Source organism: Pedobacter sp. NJ-S-72 (assembly GCF_053890575.1).
On the sequence record NZ_CM132681.1, the window covers coordinates 4,303,464 to 4,323,530 of the forward strand.

Consider the following 20,067-nt stretch of genomic DNA (forward strand, 5'->3'; position numbering starts at 1 on the left):
TTTACTATCAACCCTTAAAGATGAGAGTCTTCAAAATTTCTGTAAATTAGAGAATTTATTTTGTTTAAATTATACCCGTAATAAAATTGTGGCTGAATTTTAAAGCTGATTGCTATTAAAAGTATCTCCCTGGTTAATATCACCAGTATCAAAGCCTTTTTTGAACCAATACATTCGCTGAGCAGAAGTGCCATGTGTAAAAGCATCAGGAACAACCTGCCCGCTGGATTGTTTTTGCAACTTGTCATCCCCAATAGCATTAGCGGCAGTCAGCGCTTCTTCCAAATCTCCCGGATCCAGTTCAAAGTTCTTAGATTTTTGCGCCTGGTTAGCCCACAGCCCGGCAAAAAAATCGGCCTGTAATTCTAATTTCACAGAAAGTTTATTGTATTCGGTTTTAGATAAAGAGCCACGTGCCCGCTCTAATTTTTCAGATATACCCAATAGATTTTGCACATGATGGCCTACCTCGTGAGCCACGACATATGCTTGGGCAAAATCTCCCGCAGCACCGAAACGGTCTTTCAGATCGGTATAAAAACCCAGATCGATATATACCTTATGATCACCCGGACAGTAAAAAGGCCCGACAGCCGACTCTGCGCGACCACATGCAGACTCTGTACTCTCTGTAAAGACCTTGAGTTTAGGATGTTCATAGGTCTTTCCCATTTTTCTAAATTCCTCATCCCAAACCTCTTCAGTAGATTCCAGTATACCTCTGACAAATTTTATTTCAGGATCAGTATTTGTTCCCTGTTTAACCTCAGTCTGCTGTCCGGTCTCCCCCAGGGGTAACTGCGAAACCAGTCCGGTAAGGTCAGTGCCAAAAAATAAGCCTGCAATAACGATAATCAGGCCGATACCACCACCTAACATAGTTTTCCCTCCAGAGGAGCCTCTTGCATCTTCTACATTATCACTACCCTTACCGAACCACTTCATATTTTTTTCCGTTAATCTGTTATAACAAATATTTAGTCCAATTGTTGTGTTGAATTTAAATAAATTTAAAGCCTATGCAAAGGCCGTTAGCGCAGTTAAAATCCGGCTTTTAGTACTTTCAGCGCCTAAAGTTACAGCAATATCAAAAACACCCGGGCCAAATTTCCCTCCTACCAGCATAATCCGGAAAGGCAGCATCAATTCTCCTGGTTTCAGGCTGTGTTCTGTAGCTAAGGCTAACTTTTTTCTTCCAGCTCCAAAGCAGTCAGCCCATCCTCAAGCATCGGTATATAAGCATTAAAAAATGCCGCTTTTTCTCCGTTCCATTTACTTTGTACAGCAGGAAGATCGTATTCAGCAGGTGCTTTAAAGAAATACTCACTTTGAGCGACAAAATCAGTAAGTAAATTACATCTGTCTTTAATCAGGCCGATCACCTTTAAGGTAAAATCATCGTCAGCTAAAGGAATGTCTTTAGCAGCGAATTCCTGCTTAACGATATCCAGTAGATCAGTGGCATCAGTCTGTTTAATCCATTCGTGATTATACCATTTAGCCTTTTCAAAGTCGAATTTTGCTCCTGCTTTACTGATTCTCTCTACAGAGAACTTTTCAATCAGTTCAGCTAGTGTAAATAGTTCCTGATCAGTTCCATCATTCCATCCAAGCATAGCAAGCAGGTTTACAAAAGCCTCAGGCATAAAGCCAAGTTCTTTGAAACCCTTAGTCATATCACCGGTTTTAGGATCTGTCCAGTTCTGTGCATAAACCGGGAAGCCTAAACGGTCTCCATCACGTTTACTTAATTTACCGTTACCATCTGGCTTTAAAATCAGGGGTAAATGTGCCCAGTTAGGCATCTCATCTTCCCAGCCCAGGTATTTCCATAATAAAATATGAACTGGCGCTGATGGCAACCATTCTTCACCTCTAAAGATGTGGCTAATTTCCATTGCCTTGTCATCTGCCACTACAGCAAGGTGATATGTAGGCATACCGTCAGCTTTTAAAAGCACTTTATCATCTACAAGATTGGTTTCAAAAGTAACCAGTCCACGAATCATATCTACAAAAGACACCTGTTCATCCGCCGGCATTTTTATGCGGACAACATGTGGTGTATTATTTTTCAAAAGTAAATCAACCTCTTCCGCAGAAAGCGTTAAAGAGTTTCTCATACTCATTCTGGAGGCCAGACCATATAGGAAATTAGGAATTTCTTTACGCTTAGCGTCTAACTCTTCAGGAGTATCAAAGGCATAATAAGCAAAGCCGTCGGCAATCAACTGATCAGCATACTGCTTATAAGTTGGCTTACGCTCACTCTGACGGTAAGGTGCAAATTCACCACCAATCTGCGGGCTCTCATCAGGATGGATGCCACACCAGGCCAGGCAGGATACGATATATTCTTCAGCGCCGGCTACAAAGCGGGTCTGATCAGTATCTTCAACACGCAGAACAAATGTACCATTGTGTTTTTTGGCGAATAAATAATTAAATAAAGCCGTGCGTACACCGCCTAAATGAAGGCCCCCTGTCGGACTGGGCGCAAATCTTACTCTAACTTTCTTTTCCATATTATGAATCACAAAGATATATTTTTTAAACGCTTACCGTTCTATTGATATCTTTTTGAATGCTATTTTGTATTTTGCCATCATATTCTATGAATCCTTAAAAAAAAAAAACGCCGCTGGAAGTTCTTCCTCCTTATTTTTGCGATTGTGTAATCGGAACCGCATCGGGTTCTACTACAGTGACTTTTTCGTTAAAAAGATGGAGCGCGAAGAGCAAGTTCAGTTCCAGTTATATGTAAAAGTAACTGAACAGTCTCTGGTCATGTATGACGATGACCGTTTTACCGATCTGATCGAAACGATTACCAAAAACACGAAACTTCCGGTAATTATGACCGATGGAGATGGGCTGATTAACTCCTACCAGGGTCTGGACTCCGCAAAAACAAATTATGGCGTAGAGAAACAATACAAAAAAAACATATGACCCGGCTTATTTTGAAAGAGAGCTGAAGCAAATGAAATTGCAGCATCCAGGCACACCAATCATTGGACTGGATGGCAAAATATGGCATATCTATCATAAAGACTCCTTTATTCTGACACAACTGCGCTATTTTCCTTTTATCCAACTGGGAGTAATCGGCTTATTCTTACTAACAGCCTATGTAGCATTCAGTTCAGCCAGAAGATCCGAACAAGATCAGGTCTGGGTCGGGATGGCAAAAAAAAAACTGCCCATCAGCTGGGAACCCCTATCTCTTCATTAATGGCATGGATAGAACTGATGAAATCCCGTTTCAATGCAGAAGATGATCCGCTGATTGCAGAAATGGAGAACGACCTTAAACGACTGGAGGTAATTACAGACCGGTTTTCTAAGATTGGTTCTAAGCCCATACTTGAAGATCATGTCGTTTACTCGGTCATCAACAACTTTATACAGTATTTTAAATTAAGAACTTCCGATAAAGTAATTTTCACCATTACTGGTGATGATCAGGTTCGTGCAATGCTGAATATCCCCTTGTTTGACTGGGTAACAGAAAACCTGTTAAAGAATGCTGCTAATGCAATTGAAAACGAAGGTCATATCACCGTTAATATCATTGAGCATTTAGCAAAGGAAGAAGTATTCATAGACATTACTGACACAGGAAAAGGTATTCCAAGATCTAAATTTGACGCCGTTTTCCAGCCAGGCTACACTACCCGTAAAAGAGGTGGGGGATTAGGTTTATCCCTTACTAAACGTATTGTAGAAAATTATCATAGTGGCCAGATCTTTGTCAAAGACTCTGAATTAGGCAAAGGCACAACATTTCGCATCATCCTAAAAAGCAGTATAAAATATGAACCGACCTCAACCAAACGAATACCCGGTATGGGCATTGACTTACATTGAAAAAGTTAATGGAGATATTTTTGAACTATTAGAGCGTCAGGCAGATGAATTCCCTGACTTTATTAGCTCCCTGACAGCAAAGGCCGATTACGCTTATGCGCCTGGCAAATGGACCCTTAAGGAAATGTCAGGACACATTATCGATACAGAGAGAATCCTTGTTTACCGCCTGACTAGTTTTGCCCGCCTCGAACAAACTGCTCTACCGGGCTTTGAGGAAGACGATTATGTGGCCAATGCACATTTTGCAGAACGTGAACTAACCAGTTTTGCGGAAGAATTCAGACTATTGAGAAAAGCTAATCTATACCTCTTCAAATCACTGAATGAACATGATTTAAAACGTAGTGGAACAGCTTCTGAAAGACAAATTTCAGTTCGTGCCTTACTTTATGTAATTGCCGGACATTTGATGCACCATACACAAATCATTAACGAGAGATATTTATGATCTGGTTTACCGAATTTACATCGCAGCAGCTTAATGATAGACCTAAAAATCATTTAGGAGGCCTTCTGGATATCCAATTTACCGAAATTGGTGAAGATTCAGTAACTGCAACCATGCCTGTAGATGAACGTACCCATCAGCCTGCAGGAATATTACATGGCGGAGCTTCTGTTGTACTGGCAGAAACGTTAGGCAGTATCGCTTCTTTCATGTGCGTAGACCCAGAGTTATATCAGGCAGTAGGGCTTGAAATCAATGCCAACCATTTACGTCCGGTTAAAAGCGGAAAAGTAACCGGAATTTGCAAGTCTCTGCACAAAGGTGCAAAGACCCATGTATGGGAGATTAAAATTTACGATGACAGAGGAAGATGAATTGTGTCAGCCGTTTAACGGTTGCAATCATTCCAAAAATAAAATAATCAAAATACCGTTTTGCAAAACACCCTTGAAACTATAAAAAGCATTTATCCGTTAAAGGACGTGCATCTGAATCTGCTTCTGCAAGAATTAAAAGCTGTAGAGCTACCAAAAAATCACGTGATTATTACGGCAGGAAAGATAGAGCGCTCTTTATATTTTATAGAACAGGGAGTTGCACGTGCTTATTTAGATGGCCGCGATAACCGCATTACTTTCTGGTTTGGCATGGAGGGAGATGTTATCCTTTCTTACCACAGCTATATTAATAACACCCCCGGTTACGAAAACATAGAGTTGCTGGAAAATTGCAAGCTTTATGAATTGAAAACTGAGGTGCTCGAAACCTTATATAATTCACATACAGAATTGGCTAACTGGGGCAGAAAGTTAGCAGAATTAATTCTGATTAAAACTGAAGAATGCTACATTGGCAGACTGTTTAAACCGGGCTAAAGAGCGCTATATAGATCTCTTACAAACTGACCCATTATTAATCCAGCGTATTCCATTAGGTCATATTGCTTCTTATCTGGGTGTCACTCAAGTCACCTTAAGCAGGATAAGAGCAGAAATCAAATAAGTTCATTTTTTAACATTTGTAAAAAACTAAACCGGCTTTACGCCGTATTTTTGCATCAAATTATTAAATTATGAACTGGATCATTTTGATTATAGCAGGTTTATTCGAGGTCGGTTTTACGACCAGTCTTAAACTTTCCAATAACTTTTCTAACCTTAAATGGAGTATCGCGTTCTTCGCTTGTATTACCTTAAGTTTTTTCTTTTTAAATAAAGCAACCCAGACTTTGCCAATGGGTACAGCTTATGCGGTATGGACGGGTATAGGAGCCGTTGGAACTGTAATAGTAGGTATTCTTTATTTTAATGAGCCTGCCAACTTCTGGCGTATCTTTTTTATTGCCACTTTAATCGGCTCTATTCTTGGTCTGAAATTTTTCGCAGGCGGCGCACACTAATATTTGAAACAAAAAGAGGGAAGCCATGAATGGTTTCCCTTTTTTTTTTATATTATCAGCTCAGAAATTAAGCATTATTTAATTGTTACAGGCACTTCAACTGAAGTCTTGTCCCATCCAATAATTAAATTTGCTCCTGATGCATTCGGTGTAAAAGTAATCGCTAAAGCTTCAACCACAGTTGACAAAGGCTTAACAGGTACAGTGACCCGCACCACATCTTTTGTCTCATCGTAAGTATAAGCACCCCAACGGTCAGTCTGTTTGTTAATAATTACAACCCACTTGTCTTTCTCGGGGATTGCAAACAAGCTATAAGCACCAGCAGGAATTTCTTTTCCACCAATAATTACTGGTTTAAAGAATCTGATTTCAGTGCTTTCATTTGCACCAACTCTCCATACTTGTCCATAAGCTTCCAGTTTCCCAAAGATCTCCCGTCCTTTTACTGAAGGTCTTGAGTAAAATTACTTTGATCAAAGCAGCAGAATCTACTCCTTTTTTTGCCTTAGTAGTATTTAAAGGGAAATAAGCTATATCTGCCGGGCTGGTATCTAAACCTGGAAACTTAACTTCCTGTGCATTAACAGTAAGTGCAAATAATGCCATTACAATCAACAGATTGAACTTTTTCATATTTAACGGGGTTAAATTAGTATTTACGTCCTTTTACAATTGAATTCAGGAACACAGCGCCCATAATCAATCCTAAAACTCCACCGAATAGTGACCAAAGGAAACTACCAGAAATAACTGCAGCAGTTACTATACCGAAAAACAGGCCTAAAACAGAATAAACCCAATCAAAACTCTTATTATTTTCTTCTTTAATCATCCTTAAAATATTGATGAGCCAAAGGTATTGATTTATTTCAAATAAGAAAGAATTCAGGGCTTTATCAAAAATAATGACTACCCCAAATTGTCAACGATATGTAATTTGTGACCAAAATCACTAATTTCTTATTAATTCAATCGATCGATCGATTGATTAATTTTGTCCTATCAAATCACAAATGGAAAAGCCAGACAAAAGAACCAGCATTATAACTGCAGCTCATGGATTGTTTACTGAGTTGGGATATGAGGGAACTTCAACCCGCCAGATTGCCAAAGAATCAGGGGCAAATATGTCCATGATTAATTATTATTTCGGATCAAAGGAAGGTGTTTTTCTGGAAATCATAAATGAAAGAGTTAAAGGCTTCAAAGCCCAGCTACTCAGTATCAGCGAAGACAAAAGTCTTCCACAGGAAAAATTAATGAAAGTAATTGAAGGATATGCCAGGCGGATTCTTTCAGATATTCCATTTCATAAACTGATGTACAGAGAACTTTCTCTTGCGCAGCGTCCCGAAATGTGTATCAAACTGAGAGATGCCATGTCAGGAAATATGCAAGTTATTGAAACTATCATCAACAACGGAATTACAGACGGGACATTTAAACCTATTGATACCAGAATGCTGATCGCGCAACCATTATAGGAACCATTAGTAGTGTAGCAACCATGCCAACCAAAATCACGCAAGGATCTATTTTAGATATCAACATTCCAAAAGACAAAGAAATTTTAACTGACCGTTTAATCACACACCTGAAAGATCTGGTCACTACCTATTTAACACCCCAAAAATGATACACAAAACCATCAAAATGAGTTGCTTCGCGCTCTTGCTGCCAGGCATGCTCTATGCACAGAATGTAAAAAAACTGACGCTGCAGGAGGCGATTCAGTTAGGGATAGAAAACAGCAAAAACCTAAAGCTTTCTCAGAATAAAATTGAAGAGGCACTGGCAAAGCTGGATGTAACTAAAGACAATTCTCTCCCAACCGCCAAGGCAAGTGTCCTGTATAACCATGCAGAGATCCCCGCTAACCAATTGGTTTTAGATGGTGGCAACCCAATATTTTTACCTAAACGCGCTAATGCATTTGTAGGTACAGCATCGGTACAACAACTGGTTTATGGTGGTGTTAAGATGAGATATGAGATATGCGAGACAAAGCACTAAATTACTAGCTGATGTAGCTCGTCTGGATGCAGATAAAAATCAAGAAGAAGTAACTTATGCAGTTATCGATACTTATTACTCCTTATATAAGGTAGCTCAAAGTAAAAAAGTTGTAAACCAGAACTTAGCCTCTATTGCAAGTCAGCTGAAACAATCTCAACGCTTCTTTGAGCAGGGGATCGTAACTAAAAATGATGTATTGAGATTCCAGCTTCAGCAAGCTAATATCACGCTGACCGATCTGGATATTGAAAGCAACCGTAAAATCATCAATTATAACCTTGATATTCTTTTAGGTTTACCAGAAGAAACAGAGATTGATATTACAGATCCATCAGACGGTCAAAAAGAAGTGGCTCCATTGAATACTTATATTGATCAGGCTTTATCTTATCGTCAGGAATTAAGAGAACTTGACCTGCGCAATAAAGTTGCTGAAATCGATATTAAATCAGTTAAAGCTAACGCCCCACCAACATTTGGTATCGGTGCAGATGTGTATTACATCAACCCTAACGGCAGTTTACTTCCTAAATCACATGATTATATCATGCCGATGACAGCAAGTGCGACACTTTCATGGAACATTGGAACTTTATGGACCAATAAACATAAGGTAACAGAAGCCAGAGTACAACAGAAAAGTATCGGTCTTCAGAAAGATATTCAATCTGATAATGTAAAAACCGAGATTAACAGGAATTACCAGACTTATCAGGTTGCTAAAAACAAGATTAAGGTCCTGGAAACTTCTATCGATCAGGCCACTGAAAATGACAGGTTACTCGAATCAAAATACAAAAACAATGTAGCATCTGCTATTGACAGAATTGATGCTGAAACACTTTTATATCAGGCAAAAATCAATTTAGAATTAGCAAAAGCTGATGCAGGCCTTGCTTACTATACTTTATTAAAATCAACAGGAAAAATTTCTCAATAATATAATCCATCTAGAAATGACAACAGAATCGACAACGGAACAGGCAATTGAACCAAAAAAGAAAAGTAAAATTGTCCCTATAATATTAACAGTACTGCTAATTGCAGGTGCCATCTTTGGCGCAAAAGAATACTTATACTACAGAAACCACGTAGATACCGATGATGCTCAGATTGACGGTGATATCAGCCCGGTAGTTGCACGCGTTGGAGGTTACGTAAATGAGATTAAATTCGAAGAAAACACAAAAGTTACTGAAGGCCAGGTACTGGTTACTTTAGATGACAGAGACTATAAAGTAAAACTGGAACAAGCAATGGCAGGCCAGAAAGGTGCTGATGCAGGTGTTGGCGTTTCACAATCTCAAATTATCGCTACTTCAGCAAATACAGGAACAGCTAAAGCAAACATTGAGTCAGCTAAAGTAAAATTATGGCAGGCACAAAAAGATTTTGACCGTTATGCTAATCTGATTAAGGATGGGTCGATTACTCAGCAGCAATTTGATCAGGCCAAAGCGACAAGAGATGTTGCTCAGGCTACTTACAATGCCGCTCAGGATCAGTATACCGTTGCCCTTAAACAAATCGGCACGACTAAATCTCAGCTTGCTGTAAGCAGCAATGGTGTATCACAACGCCAGTCAGATGTTGATTTTGCGAAATTACAATTATCATATACGGAGATTAAAGCACCGGCAAGCGGAATCGTTTCTAAGAAAAGTATTCAAAAAGGTCAGTTGATCCAGGCTGGACAATCTTTATTCTCTATCGTGAATGAAAACAGTCTTTATGTAACTGCAAACTTCAAAGAAACACAATTACAGGACATTCGTGCTGGTTTAAAAGTTGAGGTTGAAGTTGACGCTTTTCCTGATCAGAAAATAGAAGCAGAAGTTTATAACTTCTCTCCTGTTACTGGCGCAAAAGGTTCATTACTACCTCCTGATAATGCAACGGGTAACTTTGTTAAAGTTGTACAACGTATACCTGTAAAGATAAAACTTAAAGCCTCAAAAGAAATGCTGAAAAATTACGTCCGGGTATGAGTGTGAAAGTTTCTGTAACTACAAAAGACTAAGAAAATGGCCGAATATGGTTTAAAAAGATGGATAATCACCTTTACAGTAATCACAGCCTCCTTACTGGAGCTGATTGATACTACTATTGTAAACGTGGCTTTACCACAAATTCAGGGTAACCTGGGTGCAACCCTCGAGGATGTAGCCTGGTTATCAACAGGATATGCCGTCGCGAATGTTATCGTCCTGCCCATGTCGGGTTGGCTCGGCAGTCGTTTCGGGCGTAAAAATTACTTTCTTACTTCCATTATTGTCTTCACTATAGCCTCCTTTTTATGTGGTAACGCAACTTCACTGGGAGAGCTGGTCTTGTTTCGTATTTTACAGGGGATTGCCGGAGGTGGATTAATCTCCACAGCACAGGCAATTTTAATAGAAACCTGGCCACGTGAAGATATAGGTATAGCAACTGCGTTATTTGGATTAGGTGCTGTAGTAGGCCCTACCTGTAGGTCCTACTATTGGAGGTTATATTCTGGACATCAGTTCATGGCCGTGGATATTTTATGTAAATATTCCCGTCGGAATACTCGCCGCCTACTGTACCATAACCTATATAAAGGCGACCCCTAAGGACGGGCAGGGTCTACCTGTCGACTGGTGGGGTATCGCATTACTGGCAATTGCAGTAGGTAGTTTACAAACCGTATTGGAAAAAGGAGAAAGCGAAGATTGGTTCGCTACACCATATATTATTGCCTTGTCAATTGCTTCAGTACTTGGTTTACTTTTATTTATATGGCGTGAAATGTCAACAGATCACCCAATTGTAAACTTTAAGATTCTGCGTCACAGGAGTTTTTCTATCGGTATGGTGACTTCGTTTATTCTGGGCTTCGGGCTTTACGGATCAGTATTCGTTTTCCCTGTTTTCTGTCAGAATTTACTAGGTTTCTCTGCCTTACAAACAGGAGAATTGCTATTTCCAGGTGGACTTTGTACGATTGCAATGATGCCATGCCATTTATAGGTATATTCCTTAAAAAAGGAGTTCCAGCACAATTTATGGCAACAATGGGAATGTTTCTTTTCTTTGTTTTCTGTAACATGTTAAGTAAATCAACTCTTTCTTCAGGAACAGGCGATTTCTTCCTGCCGTTGGTGATCAGAGGTATTGGTATGGCTTTATTATTTGTTCCATTAACCACACTGGCTATTCAGGATCTTAAAGGTGCAGAAATTGGTCAGGGTTCAGGATTAAACAACATGATGAGACAGTTAGGCGGATCATTCGGTATTGCTGCTTTAACGACCTTAATCCATACCCGTCAGGGCTTCCACAGAAGTACATTACTGGCTAATGTCAACGAATACAATCCAGCATTTACAGACAGGATGAATGCTTTCATCCATAATTTTATGTCTAAAGGATATAGTATGCTGGACGCTAAAGTCATGGCTATGAAAGCTATCGATGGTACAGTGACCAAACAAGCATTATTATTAACTTACAGTGATGCATGCATACTGGTTGGTGGGACTTGTTTTATTATGTTCTATCCCACTGCTTTACCTGCAGAAATTCAAAAAGAATGTCAACATACCAGTTGATGTTCACTAAAACAAAAAACAGGCTGTCCTTTTGAGACAGCCTGTTTCATTTTACAAAAAAATACAATGTCGCTACACACAACGAATGCTTATACTTTTAAAAGAGTTAAAAAACCTTAATGAAAGCAATTTATACTATTTGTAATTAAAAAGCAAAATAAATTTATTAACATTATCTATAGATCTTCCCGTCATTATTCCGTAGCTTAAGCTCCCAAAAAGAACCCTTTTGTTATGACGCAGAAACTAAGAGTTACAGGGCAAAGAGAATCCATTTTTAACAACGAAGTTGTCTCCAGATTTGAACTTTACAACAGCCTGTTCCTAACCCTCCCATTTTATAAAATCAAGGATACCGGCACCCTGCTGCCTCTTTTTATTAAACACTGTGAAGATGGAGTGAAGAATCTCAAGACTCCTGCCGAGATCATTAAGACCTTTTTTGACCGGTACACACAAACCACAGATTCTAAGGAGATTATCGATTTATTATTCCGGTTTATTCAATATATTGAGCGCCAGGTCGTATTATTTGACGCGGTTGAGGATGCTTCCTTTACAAAATTAAACACTACTGAAGACCATAGTTCACTAAGGTCTATGTTGAAAAAAAGTGAATTTAATGCAGAGCTCCATGAAAAGATAGAGCAGTTAATTGCAGATTTCTCTCTGAGACTGGTACTTACTGCACATCCTACACAGTTCTATCCTGGCAGTGTACTCTCCATTATTAACGACCTGACTACAGCAATAAAGATCAATGATATTGTCACCATTAATCAGTTATTACAACAATTAGGTAAAACACCCTTTTTCAATAAGAAATCTCCGACACCAGTTGATGAAGCATTGAGTTTATCCTGGTATCTGGAAAATGTTTTTTACTTCGCTGCTGCAATATATCCAGTCAGAAATAGACAATAGCCTTGAAGAATTCAATATTCCTTCAAAAAAGGCAATAGAACTTGGTTTCTGGCCAGGTGGAGACAGAGATGGAAATCCTAACGTGCATGCACAGGACACGATTCAGGTCTCAAAAATGCTGCGCCAGATACTATTCCGCTGCTACTACAGAGATTTCAGGAAACTGAAACGCAGGATTACTTTCAGAGGCGTAGAAGAAACTGTTTATAAGGTCCAGGATGTACTCTATAAAAATGCCTTTGACACTAATATAGAACCAGAAAACATTTCAGATTTCCTGATTGAAAACCTGAATCAGATCAAAGATACACTGATCGAATTCCATGACGGATTATTTTCAGATCTGGTCGATGATTTACTGCGTAAAGTTGAGCTCTTCGGTTCTCACTTTGCCTCTCTGGATATCAGACAGGACAGCAGAGTATTGCGTGACGTGCATGCTTACTGCCGAAAATTCAAGCCGATTATTTCCCTTTTCCCTGAAAATTTTGATCAATTAAGTGAAGAAGAAAAAATACAGCAACTGTCTTTCAAAACTGCAAAAGTAAATTATCCGGGAGACGCCGATTCATTAACTACTGATACGCTTCAAACTATTGCTGAAATTAAACAAATACAGCAACAGAATGGAGAGCTAGCCTGTCATCGCTATATTATCAGCAACTGTCAGCAAGCAAGCGATGTGCTGCAGCTGATGGAACTATTTTTATGGAACGGATGGGATGAAACCAACCTGACTATTGATTTTGTTCCGCTATTTGAAACAGTGAGCGATCTGGAAGGGGCCTCACAGATTATGGAACGCCTGTATACGCATCCATTTTATAAGAAACACCTGGCAAGCAGGGGTAACAAACAGGATATCATGCTTGGTTTCTCTGACAGCACAAAGGACGGTGGTTATTTAATGGCCAACTGGTCTATTTTTAACGCCAAGGTGGCCTTAACTACAACATCGGTGGCACATAACATACAACTCGCATTTTTTTTGCGGCCGCGGGGGCCCTCCATCAAGAGGCGGTGGTAAAACTCACCGTTTTTATGCCTCTATGGGCAAGGAGATTGCCAATAAAAATATTCAGCTGACTATCCAGGGACAGACAATCAGTTCGCAGTACGGCTCTATTGACAGTGCCGAATTTAATATAGAACAACTGATCAATGCTGGTATTTCATCCGGATTGAAGGAGAAACATAATATTCTGCTCGATTCACCACATAAGGATGTGTTAAATGTAATGGCAAAAGACAGTTTTGATGCTTTTGTTGCTTTACGCAAACATCCCTTGTTTTTAAGTTACCTGGAACGCTTTTCACCATTAAGTTTGCTATCAAAAATCACAATCAGCAGCAGACCTGTAAAAAGAAGTTCGGGAGAAAAACTTCGTCTCGAAGACCTCAGAGCTATTAGTTTTGTAACCGCCTGGGGACAGCTAAAACAAAATATTCCTGGTTTTTATGGTATCGGAACTGCTTTGAAAATCAGGAAGCTTCCGGAAACTGGGAGAAAATCCGTAAAACATACCAGGAATCAGGTTATTTTAAAACAATCATTGACAACGGTATGATGTCGATGAGCAAAACTGATTTCTCTATCACAGCACATTTCGCCAATGACCCTGAGTTTGGTGACTTCTGGAAAATGCTCCGTGATGAATATGAAACCTCCAAAGAAATGCTGTTAAAATTGGCTGGTCATACCACGTTAATGGAAAACTACCCGGTAGAGAAAAGATCTATTGCAGTAAGAGAGAAGATTGTCCTTCCTTTAGTTTTAATCCAGCATTTTGCGCTGGAGAAATTACAGCACGAGTTAAAAGACGAAGAACATCAGTCTTACGAGAAACTAGCTATAAGAACGGTTTACGGAATCGTAAATGCCGGTAGAAATTCAGCCTAGTTACAATTGAATTTATAATAAGAAAGGAGGCGCTCAAAATGGGAGGGCACTGAAAAAGTCCTTTAGATTTAAAGGTTAAAAAGCGAGAGCAGAAAAACTAAGGTTTACTGCTCGCTTTTTTTTATCTTAAAGTTCGATTTAGAAATGCTTTTAGATGTTAGCTCACCAACAAGAACTTCAGTTCAGTTCCTTTTCGAGGTTATATGACCTGATCATTCCCAAGGACAATCTGCTTCGCAAGATCAGCGAACTGATAGATTTCACCTTTATCTACGAAGAACTGCTGGACAAATACTGTTCAAATAATGGGCGTATGGCGGAAAGTCCCGTGCGCATGTTCAAATACCTGTTGTTGAAAACAATCTATACTGTTTCGGACGTTGATGTGGTTGAGCGCTCGCGCTACGATATGTCCTTCAAATATTTCCTTGACATGGCTCCTGAGGATGAAGTTATCAATTCCAGTTCATTGACTAAGTTCCGAAAGCTCCGTTTGAAGGATACAGATTTATTGAACCTGCTGATCGGAAAAACGGTCGCTATAGCCCTTGAAAAGGGTATTATTAAGTCCAGATCTATTATTTTGATGCTACCCATTCTCTGTCCAGATCAAATCCATATTCCGTAGTTGAGGTGCTGAGAGAACGCTCAAAGTTGTTGCGAAAAGCGGTTTACAGTATAGATGAAGAGATGAAAGAGCGCATGCCGAAAAAGAACGATTCGGCTGAGCTGGAAAAGGAATTGGCTTACTGTAAGGAGCTTGAAAAGCTTATTGAATCAGATCATACATTAAGTTCAATTCCAGCGATCAAAGAGAAGTTAAATCTATTGAAAGAGACTGTGGAAGATACACAGGAAAACTATACGCTCTCTAAAGATACGGATGCCAGAACCGGTCATAAATCAGCTGACAGCAAATTCTTTGGCTACAAGACCCACCTGGCCATGACAGAGGAACGCATCATTACAGCTGCAGTGGTCACCTCTGGTGAAAAAGGTGATGGCCCTGAACTGCCAATGCTATTGGAAATAAGTCAGGATAATGGAATCGAGGTAGATACGATAATCGGTGATTCAGCTTATTCCGGTAAGGAAAACCTTATACTGAAAGACAACGACGATCAGAACATAAAGATAGTAGCAAAGCTGAACCCTTCAATAACCCAGGGGTTTAGAAAGGAAGAAGACAAGTTCGATTATAATAAAGATGCTGATATGTTTGTATGTCCCGCCGGACACATGGCCATCCGAAAAGCGCGGCAGGGGAAGAAGAATATTGGTCAAAATCAATCGTACACTTACTATTTTGACGTTGAAAAATGTAAGACCTGTCCATTAAAACAGGGGTGTTATAAACCTGGAGCTAAGGCAAAAACTTATGCAGTAACTATAAAATCAACCATACATCAGGAGCAACAAGCTTTCCAGCAAACAGATTACTTTAAAGAAAAGGCCAAACATCGATATAAAATCGAAGCGAAAAATAGTGAGTTAAAAAATGTACATGGTTATGGACGGGCGACATCCTATGGCATTACAAATATGCAGATGCAGGGAGCAATCGCCATATTCACTGTTAATTTAAAGAGAATCATCAAATTAACCACCTAAGTCTGTAAAACCGAAAGGAAACGGGCTATCAGACCAGTTATCGCCCTTTTTTAGCGCCAGTTCATCCGCAGGTATTACTCACGATTCCATAGCCAATAAAAAAAGCGATTAAGTAAAAATCATGTTTTACTTAATCGCTTTAGAATGTTACCCATTAAAGAGGAACTTTTTCAGTGCCCTCCAAAATGGACGCCTCCTTTTTCATTGCTAAACAGTCTCAGCTGCTCTATCTTCTTCAACCTCTATTGCCGGAGGGATCAGCTCATAAATAATCGGAGTAACAATTCTTGATAATAAGGTAGAACTTATTAATCCGCCTATTAAAACAATAGCTAAAGGTGCAATCAATGGATTAGTAGATATTGCAATCGGGATTAATCCACCAATTGCTGTTAGAGAAGTCAGGACAATTGGTAAGAAACGTACCTCGCCAGCTTCACGGATTGCTTCCTGCAAGCTTTTCCCCTGTTTTCTCAGCTGATTTGTAAAATCTACCAGCAGAATCGTGTTCTTCACTTCTATTCCCGCCAGTGCAATCAAACCAATAATAGCGACAAAAGAAAGTGAGTTTCCTGTAATCCATAAGGCCACTGCAGCCCCAACTACACCTAAAGGTATAACCGATAAAACAATCAGCGTACTCTTGAACGTCTTGAATAAAAGGATCAGTACAGCAATAAACAAGAACACGGTAACCAGAATGATGTTTAAAAATCCACCAAAAGAATTATTTCTGGATTCTACTTCTCCACCCATTTCATAACTGTAACCTGCTGGCAAGCGAAGCTTATCCATTTTAACCACTACATCATCAATTACACGGTTCACCAAAAATCCTTCTTGCACATTAGCCTGTACAGACACGACTCTTTTTTTCTCCTGGTGATTAATAACTGCCTGTGAGGCTTCCAGTTTCAAGTCAGCGACCTGGTTCATTGGCAAAGCTATCCCTTTCGCATTATCTACATATAAATTACGAAAAGCATCCATGCCCGGCCGCCCTTCCTTAGTACGGGTTAGCAATACACCATATCCGTTTTTATTATCATTATTATAAAAAACTCCCATATTTAATCCAGTCACAGCAAGCCTTGCAGTCTGGTCAATATTAATAGTTGATACACCCAGTAATTGCGCTTTTTCCTTATTTACGACTACACGAATATCACTTTTAAGCAGACTGACCGGGTTTCTGACATACATTGTCCCTGATGCTTCCTTCAACAACTTCTCTACCTTAACAGAAAGTGAGCGCAGTGTATCCAGGTTATCTCCAAAAAGACGTATCTCAATTGGCGCTACCACTGGCGGTCCCTGTTCGAAATTCTTTACTTCGACTTTTGCCCCGGGATAATGTGCCCAGCGCTGCTGTAATTTTTGAATCAGCCTCAGTTTTTCATCAGGAGAAGTATGTTCATCAAGCTGTACAAATAGCTGTGCAAAGTCACTACGATCATTTTCAGGTATTACATTGTAATAAATACGCGGATTCCCTTTACCGACATTGGAAGAATAGTATTTAACATCTGATTCTTTCTTCAGCTCTCGCTCAATAGCTCTTGTTACCGTATCCGTATAAGATAGATTAGACTGGTTAGGTGTTGTAATATTAACCAGGAACTGGGGTTTCTCTGATGCGGGAAATAAACTAAATCCAATGATTTTAAAAAGAAATACCGAAGTCACGAAAAGTGCTACAGCTACTGAAATAGTCAAAATAGGTCTTTGAAGTGCTTTATCCAGTAAACGGGCATAACTGCCATGAATCAATCTTTTTAACCCACGCATCAGCATATTCCCTTCTGGATTTCCAACATGTGTTTTTAGCAAACGACTAGATAGAAAAGGAATAATTGTTAAAGAGACCAGCATCGAAGCCATGACAGAAAAAATAACAGCCAGTGGTAACGATCTGATGAAATCACCCGATCCTTCTGGTAAAAACACCAATGGCATAAAAGCGATGATCAAAGTAATTGTACAGCCTACTACAGCCATTCCAATTTGTTTTGTCGCCTTTAAGGTTGCCTCCAGACGGCTATGCCCCTCAAGCATCCAGCGTTCAATGTTTTCGACGACAACAATACTGTCATCCACCAGCAGCCCTAACGCGACTACTAATCCAACAATACTTAGTTGATTCAGGTTAAAACCAAACAATTGCAATAACACAATCCCAATGGCCAGCGAAAGCGGTATTGAAATCATTACAATAATAGCCGGACGTATTCCTAAAGGCAATAAAGTTACCGCAACCAATAAGATTGCAATAATAAAATCATGCCCCAGACCGGATAATCTCCTGTTCACATTATCTGCCTGATCAAAATTCTGTACCAGATCTATATTTGCAGGCAGCGTCTTTTTAAAACTATCCAGCACCGGCTGATAATTCTTCTGCGTTTTTTACTGATTTTTTCTCCTTCTTTCTGTGCCGCGGTTATAAACAAGCTCCTCTGCCCATTCAGGCGCGTAAATGTGTGTTTGTCTTCCTCATAACCATAGTAAACTTTAGCAATGTTTTTTAAGCTTACATTTTTTCCGCCTGCTGCATAAACAATCGTGTTCTGAACAGCTTCTAACGTACGGTACTCATTAGTCACAATATTAAAAGTCTGATGAGCTGCATCAATACTACCGCCCGGTATACTCGCCATTTCACTTTGAAGGCTATTTTTCACGGCACTAACCGGCAGGTTCATCTGAGCCATCTTTTCCAGGTCCAGTTCTATACGAACCTGTTGTCTTGGCAAACCAAAAATGGACACCTTCTTCAATGCAGCCACTTTTTCCAGTTCATCCTGAAGTTTCTCTGCATAATACTGCATCCGGCTGCGTGGTGCATTCTCTGAAACCAGTGCAACCTGCAATACATTAACATCCGAAGGCTGCTGTTTTTGCACTTCAATGCTATAAATATCTGCCGGCAGCTCGCTTCTTTTACTATTTACTTCTCTTACAATTTCCTGATACTTACCTTCTTCTACACTAGAACTGTACTTATATTCTACCCGTAAAACCGCGACTCCATTAGAAATATTAGTCCGGATTCTTTTAATGTCATCAAGTCCTGATATAGTTTTCTCCAGCGGTGTAACCACCCGGTCTTCAATATCTCTTGGGCTGGTTCCCGGATAAACTATAATGATAGAAAAGGCAGGTGCATGCATTTCCGGATCTTCAGATCTGGGCATGCTGAACATAGTGGTAATTCCCAATACAATAATCATCAGAAAAATTACCAGCGTAAACTGGCTGTTTTTTACAGCGTAATCTGATATTTTCATTTCGTCGCTGTTAAAGATGAATGAATACTAATCGGGCTCTGATCAGTCAGATAAGCTGATCCTGAAATAATTAATGCCGCAGCGTCCTGTAGCCCATCACTGATGATTACCGTGTTTTTTTCAATTCCGGCAACCGTTACTTTCACTTTATGAGCAGTCTTGTTATCATTGGTAACAAATACAAATCCGCTATTACACCATCTCCATCGAGTAAAGCTTCATACGGTATTTGCCACGTTCCTTTATGTTCAATTATTTTTGAAGGGTTGAGGATTGCTTTACCAAACATCCCCGCAGCAATAGTTTTGGGCCGATTTCCGGTTAAAGTGATATAAGCAGTAAAAGTTCCTGTAGCAGCATCAACCCCTTCAGATTTACGGCTCACCACCCCATCCAGAAATTGTCCCGGATTAGCAGTAGTTTCAATTTTCGCATGGTCATTCAATTTCAGAATGGCCCATTCCCTATCACTAATTCCAACTTTTAATTGCCATTTTCCCGATTGAGCACCATTAACCTGCAACACAGTCGTACCAGAGGACACCTGCTGCCCCGCATCAGCCAGTTTGCGTAAAATAAATCCGTTCTCCGGAGCATGTATTTCAGAATATTTCCTGTTAAAAGAGACCAGATTAAGCTGCTGCTGAGCAACCTGCAGCAAAGTCTTACTATTTTGCAATTGCTCTAAAGTAGACACTGTCACTATACAGATTTTTTGTCCGTTGATAATCCCGTTTTGCCTTTTCGTAGGATAATTGCGTTTGTTGTACCTGAGCATTGATCTCTGTCAGGTTTAAAGTCGCCAGCAATTGTCCTTTTTTCACCGCATCCCCTTCTTTAACCAGCAGGCTATTAATAATTCCTCCGGTTTTAAAGGATAGCAAAACTTCATCATCAGTTGTAAATTGTCCGGAGACCGCAATAGTTGCATTACTGCTTTCCTGGTTAAGTTTCATAATTTTGACTGGAATGGTATCGTTCCCTCTTTTTTTACTGACAGCAGGGGCTGAATTATTGCACGCGTAAAACAACGG

26 protein-coding genes and 3 pseudogenes are annotated in these 20,067 nt (G+C 39.7%); 19 read left to right on the top strand and 10 right to left on the bottom strand.

The features are described 5' to 3' along the window. Positions 1–99 precede the first annotated feature (99 nt). Together ypfJ and gltX are read right to left on the bottom strand one after the other, a co-directional pair. Entirely contained in the window at positions 100–945 is an 846-nt protein-coding gene (ypfJ, locus tag ACWYN3_RS28550) for a KPN_02809 family neutral zinc metallopeptidase (RefSeq protein ID WP_456217363.1), read from the bottom strand. 72 nt (positions 946–1,017) lie between these two features. Beyond that, positions 1,018–2,525: pseudogene (gene gltX, locus ACWYN3_RS28555) on the bottom strand (glutamate--tRNA ligase). A 199-nt stretch (positions 2,526–2,724) separates the two neighbouring features. Between gltX and ACWYN3_RS28560 the strand changes: the two are divergent. From ACWYN3_RS28560 to ACWYN3_RS28595, 8 genes are all read left to right on the top strand, one after another. Then, entirely contained in the window at positions 2,725–2,952 is a 228-nt protein-coding gene (locus ACWYN3_RS28560) for a hypothetical protein (RefSeq protein WP_456217364.1), read from the top strand. Positions 2,953–2,983: 31 nt separating this feature from the next. Beyond that, complete coding sequence (locus ACWYN3_RS28565) at positions 2,984–3,235, top strand: hypothetical protein (RefSeq protein WP_456217365.1); 252 nt, start codon at positions 2,984–2,986, stop codon at positions 3,233–3,235. After that, positions 3,235–3,870 carry a sensor histidine kinase gene (locus ACWYN3_RS28570; protein ID WP_456217366.1) on the top strand — a complete coding sequence of 212 codons (636 nt, stop codon included), beginning with the start codon at positions 3,235–3,237 and terminating at the stop codon, positions 3,868–3,870. The genes ACWYN3_RS28565 and ACWYN3_RS28570 overlap by 1 nt, the downstream gene beginning before the upstream one ends. Continuing rightward, a complete protein-coding gene (locus ACWYN3_RS28575; RefSeq protein ID WP_456217367.1) occupies positions 3,818–4,321 on the top strand; it encodes a DinB family protein in 504 nt (167 codons plus the stop codon). Before ACWYN3_RS28570 ends, ACWYN3_RS28575 begins: the two co-directional genes overlap by 53 nt. Then, complete coding sequence (locus tag ACWYN3_RS28580) at positions 4,318–4,695, top strand: hotdog fold thioesterase (protein ID WP_456217368.1); 378 nt, start codon at positions 4,318–4,320, stop codon at positions 4,693–4,695. Before ACWYN3_RS28575 ends, ACWYN3_RS28580 begins: the two co-directional genes overlap by 4 nt. Before the next feature lie 60 nt (positions 4,696–4,755). Beyond that, entirely contained in the window at positions 4,756–5,196 is a 441-nt protein-coding gene (locus ACWYN3_RS28585; RefSeq protein ID WP_456217369.1) for a Crp/Fnr family transcriptional regulator, read from the top strand. Further along, positions 5,171–5,323, top strand: a complete 153-nt coding sequence (locus ACWYN3_RS28590) for a hypothetical protein (protein ID WP_456217370.1) — start codon at positions 5,171–5,173, stop codon at positions 5,321–5,323. Before ACWYN3_RS28585 ends, ACWYN3_RS28590 begins: the two co-directional genes overlap by 26 nt. Before the next feature lie 70 nt (positions 5,324–5,393). Then, positions 5,394–5,720 carry a DMT family transporter gene (locus tag ACWYN3_RS28595; RefSeq protein ID WP_456217371.1) on the top strand — a complete coding sequence of 109 codons (327 nt, stop codon included), beginning with the start codon at positions 5,394–5,396 and terminating at the stop codon, positions 5,718–5,720. Between the two features lie 74 nt (positions 5,721–5,794). Here ACWYN3_RS28595 and ACWYN3_RS28600 read toward each other — a convergent pair whose 3' ends face one another. From ACWYN3_RS28600 to ACWYN3_RS28610, 3 genes are read right to left on the bottom strand one after another with little or no spacing between them, the layout of a single operon-like run. Next, positions 5,795–6,154, bottom strand: coding sequence for a DUF2911 domain-containing protein (locus tag ACWYN3_RS28600; RefSeq protein WP_456223181.1), 360 nt, complete (start codon positions 6,152–6,154; stop codon positions 5,795–5,797). Further along, complete coding sequence (locus ACWYN3_RS28605) at positions 6,102–6,356, bottom strand: hypothetical protein (protein ID WP_456217372.1); 255 nt, start codon at positions 6,354–6,356, stop codon at positions 6,102–6,104. Before ACWYN3_RS28605 ends, ACWYN3_RS28600 begins: the two co-directional genes overlap by 53 nt. A gap of 16 nt (positions 6,357–6,372) precedes the next feature. Then, positions 6,373–6,555, bottom strand: a complete 183-nt coding sequence (locus ACWYN3_RS28610; RefSeq protein ID WP_456217373.1) for a hypothetical protein — start codon at positions 6,553–6,555, stop codon at positions 6,373–6,375. A 181-nt stretch (positions 6,556–6,736) separates the two neighbouring features. On the opposite strand from ACWYN3_RS28610, the gene ACWYN3_RS28615 reads away from it, so the two are divergent. From ACWYN3_RS28615 to ACWYN3_RS28665, 11 genes and pseudogenes are all read left to right on the top strand, one after another. Continuing rightward, positions 6,737–7,207, top strand: a complete 471-nt coding sequence (locus tag ACWYN3_RS28615) for a TetR/AcrR family transcriptional regulator (protein WP_456217374.1) — start codon at positions 6,737–6,739, stop codon at positions 7,205–7,207. A 23-nt stretch (positions 7,208–7,230) separates the two neighbouring features. After that, positions 7,231–7,359 (top strand): hypothetical protein, encoded by a 129-nt coding sequence (locus tag ACWYN3_RS28620; RefSeq protein WP_456217375.1) that lies wholly within the window; start codon positions 7,231–7,233, stop codon positions 7,357–7,359. Beyond that, on the top strand, positions 7,356–7,736 hold the full coding sequence (locus ACWYN3_RS28625; protein WP_456217376.1) for a TolC family protein: 381 nt from the start codon (positions 7,356–7,358) through the stop codon (positions 7,734–7,736). Before ACWYN3_RS28620 ends, ACWYN3_RS28625 begins: the two co-directional genes overlap by 4 nt. Continuing rightward, the gene (locus ACWYN3_RS28630) at positions 7,711–8,679 is read left to right on the top strand and encodes a TolC family protein (RefSeq protein WP_456217377.1); all 969 of its coding nucleotides are present in this window, start codon (positions 7,711–7,713) and stop codon (positions 8,677–8,679) included. Before ACWYN3_RS28625 ends, ACWYN3_RS28630 begins: the two co-directional genes overlap by 26 nt. A gap of 16 nt (positions 8,680–8,695) precedes the next feature. Next, positions 8,696–9,727: an HlyD family secretion protein gene (locus ACWYN3_RS28635; RefSeq protein ID WP_456217378.1), complete on the top strand. Its 1,032-nt coding sequence runs from the start codon at positions 8,696–8,698 to the stop codon at positions 9,725–9,727. A 36-nt stretch (positions 9,728–9,763) separates the two neighbouring features. Then, positions 9,764–10,333 (top strand): MFS transporter, encoded by a 570-nt coding sequence (locus ACWYN3_RS28640; RefSeq protein ID WP_456217379.1) that lies wholly within the window; start codon positions 9,764–9,766, stop codon positions 10,331–10,333. Beyond that, positions 10,260–10,730 carry a hypothetical protein gene (locus ACWYN3_RS28645; RefSeq protein ID WP_456223182.1) on the top strand — a complete coding sequence of 157 codons (471 nt, stop codon included), beginning with the start codon at positions 10,260–10,262 and terminating at the stop codon, positions 10,728–10,730. Before ACWYN3_RS28640 ends, ACWYN3_RS28645 begins: the two co-directional genes overlap by 74 nt. Beyond that, a complete protein-coding gene (locus ACWYN3_RS28650; RefSeq protein WP_456217380.1) occupies positions 10,697–11,311 on the top strand; it encodes a hypothetical protein in 615 nt (204 codons plus the stop codon). Before ACWYN3_RS28645 ends, ACWYN3_RS28650 begins: the two co-directional genes overlap by 34 nt. A 234-nt stretch (positions 11,312–11,545) precedes the next feature. Continuing rightward, complete coding sequence (locus ACWYN3_RS28655) at positions 11,546–12,235, top strand: hypothetical protein (protein WP_456217381.1); 690 nt, start codon at positions 11,546–11,548, stop codon at positions 12,233–12,235. Then, positions 12,186–14,135, top strand: a pseudogene (locus ACWYN3_RS28660) (phosphoenolpyruvate carboxylase). Before ACWYN3_RS28655 ends, ACWYN3_RS28660 begins: the two are co-directional and overlap by 50 nt. A gap of 154 nt (positions 14,136–14,289) precedes the next feature. Continuing rightward, positions 14,290–15,746 (top strand): annotated as a pseudogene (locus ACWYN3_RS28665) (IS1182 family transposase). Positions 15,747–15,953: 207 nt separating this feature from the next. Here ACWYN3_RS28665 and ACWYN3_RS28670 read toward each other — a convergent pair. Genes ACWYN3_RS28670 through ACWYN3_RS28690 form a run of 5 tightly spaced genes read right to left on the bottom strand, consistent with a single transcriptional unit; the run spans position 15,954 to position 19,989 of the window. Further along, complete coding sequence (locus ACWYN3_RS28670; RefSeq protein WP_456217382.1) at positions 15,954–18,128, bottom strand: efflux RND transporter permease subunit; 2,175 nt, start codon at positions 18,126–18,128, stop codon at positions 15,954–15,956. Then, positions 18,089–19,033, bottom strand: coding sequence for an efflux RND transporter permease subunit (locus tag ACWYN3_RS28675; protein WP_456217383.1), 945 nt, complete (start codon positions 19,031–19,033; stop codon positions 18,089–18,091). Before ACWYN3_RS28675 ends, ACWYN3_RS28670 begins: the two co-directional genes overlap by 40 nt. Next, positions 19,030–19,179, bottom strand: a complete 150-nt coding sequence (locus ACWYN3_RS28680) for a hypothetical protein (protein ID WP_456217384.1) — start codon at positions 19,177–19,179, stop codon at positions 19,030–19,032. Before ACWYN3_RS28680 ends, ACWYN3_RS28675 begins: the two co-directional genes overlap by 4 nt. Further along, positions 19,176–19,730, bottom strand: coding sequence for an efflux RND transporter periplasmic adaptor subunit (locus tag ACWYN3_RS28685; protein ID WP_456217385.1), 555 nt, complete (start codon positions 19,728–19,730; stop codon positions 19,176–19,178). The genes ACWYN3_RS28680 and ACWYN3_RS28685 overlap by 4 nt, the downstream gene beginning before the upstream one ends. Next, a complete protein-coding gene (locus ACWYN3_RS28690) occupies positions 19,702–19,989 on the bottom strand; it encodes a biotin/lipoyl-binding protein (RefSeq protein ID WP_456217386.1) in 288 nt (95 codons plus the stop codon). Before ACWYN3_RS28690 ends, ACWYN3_RS28685 begins: the two co-directional genes overlap by 29 nt. Positions 19,990–20,067: the final 78 nt, after the last annotated feature.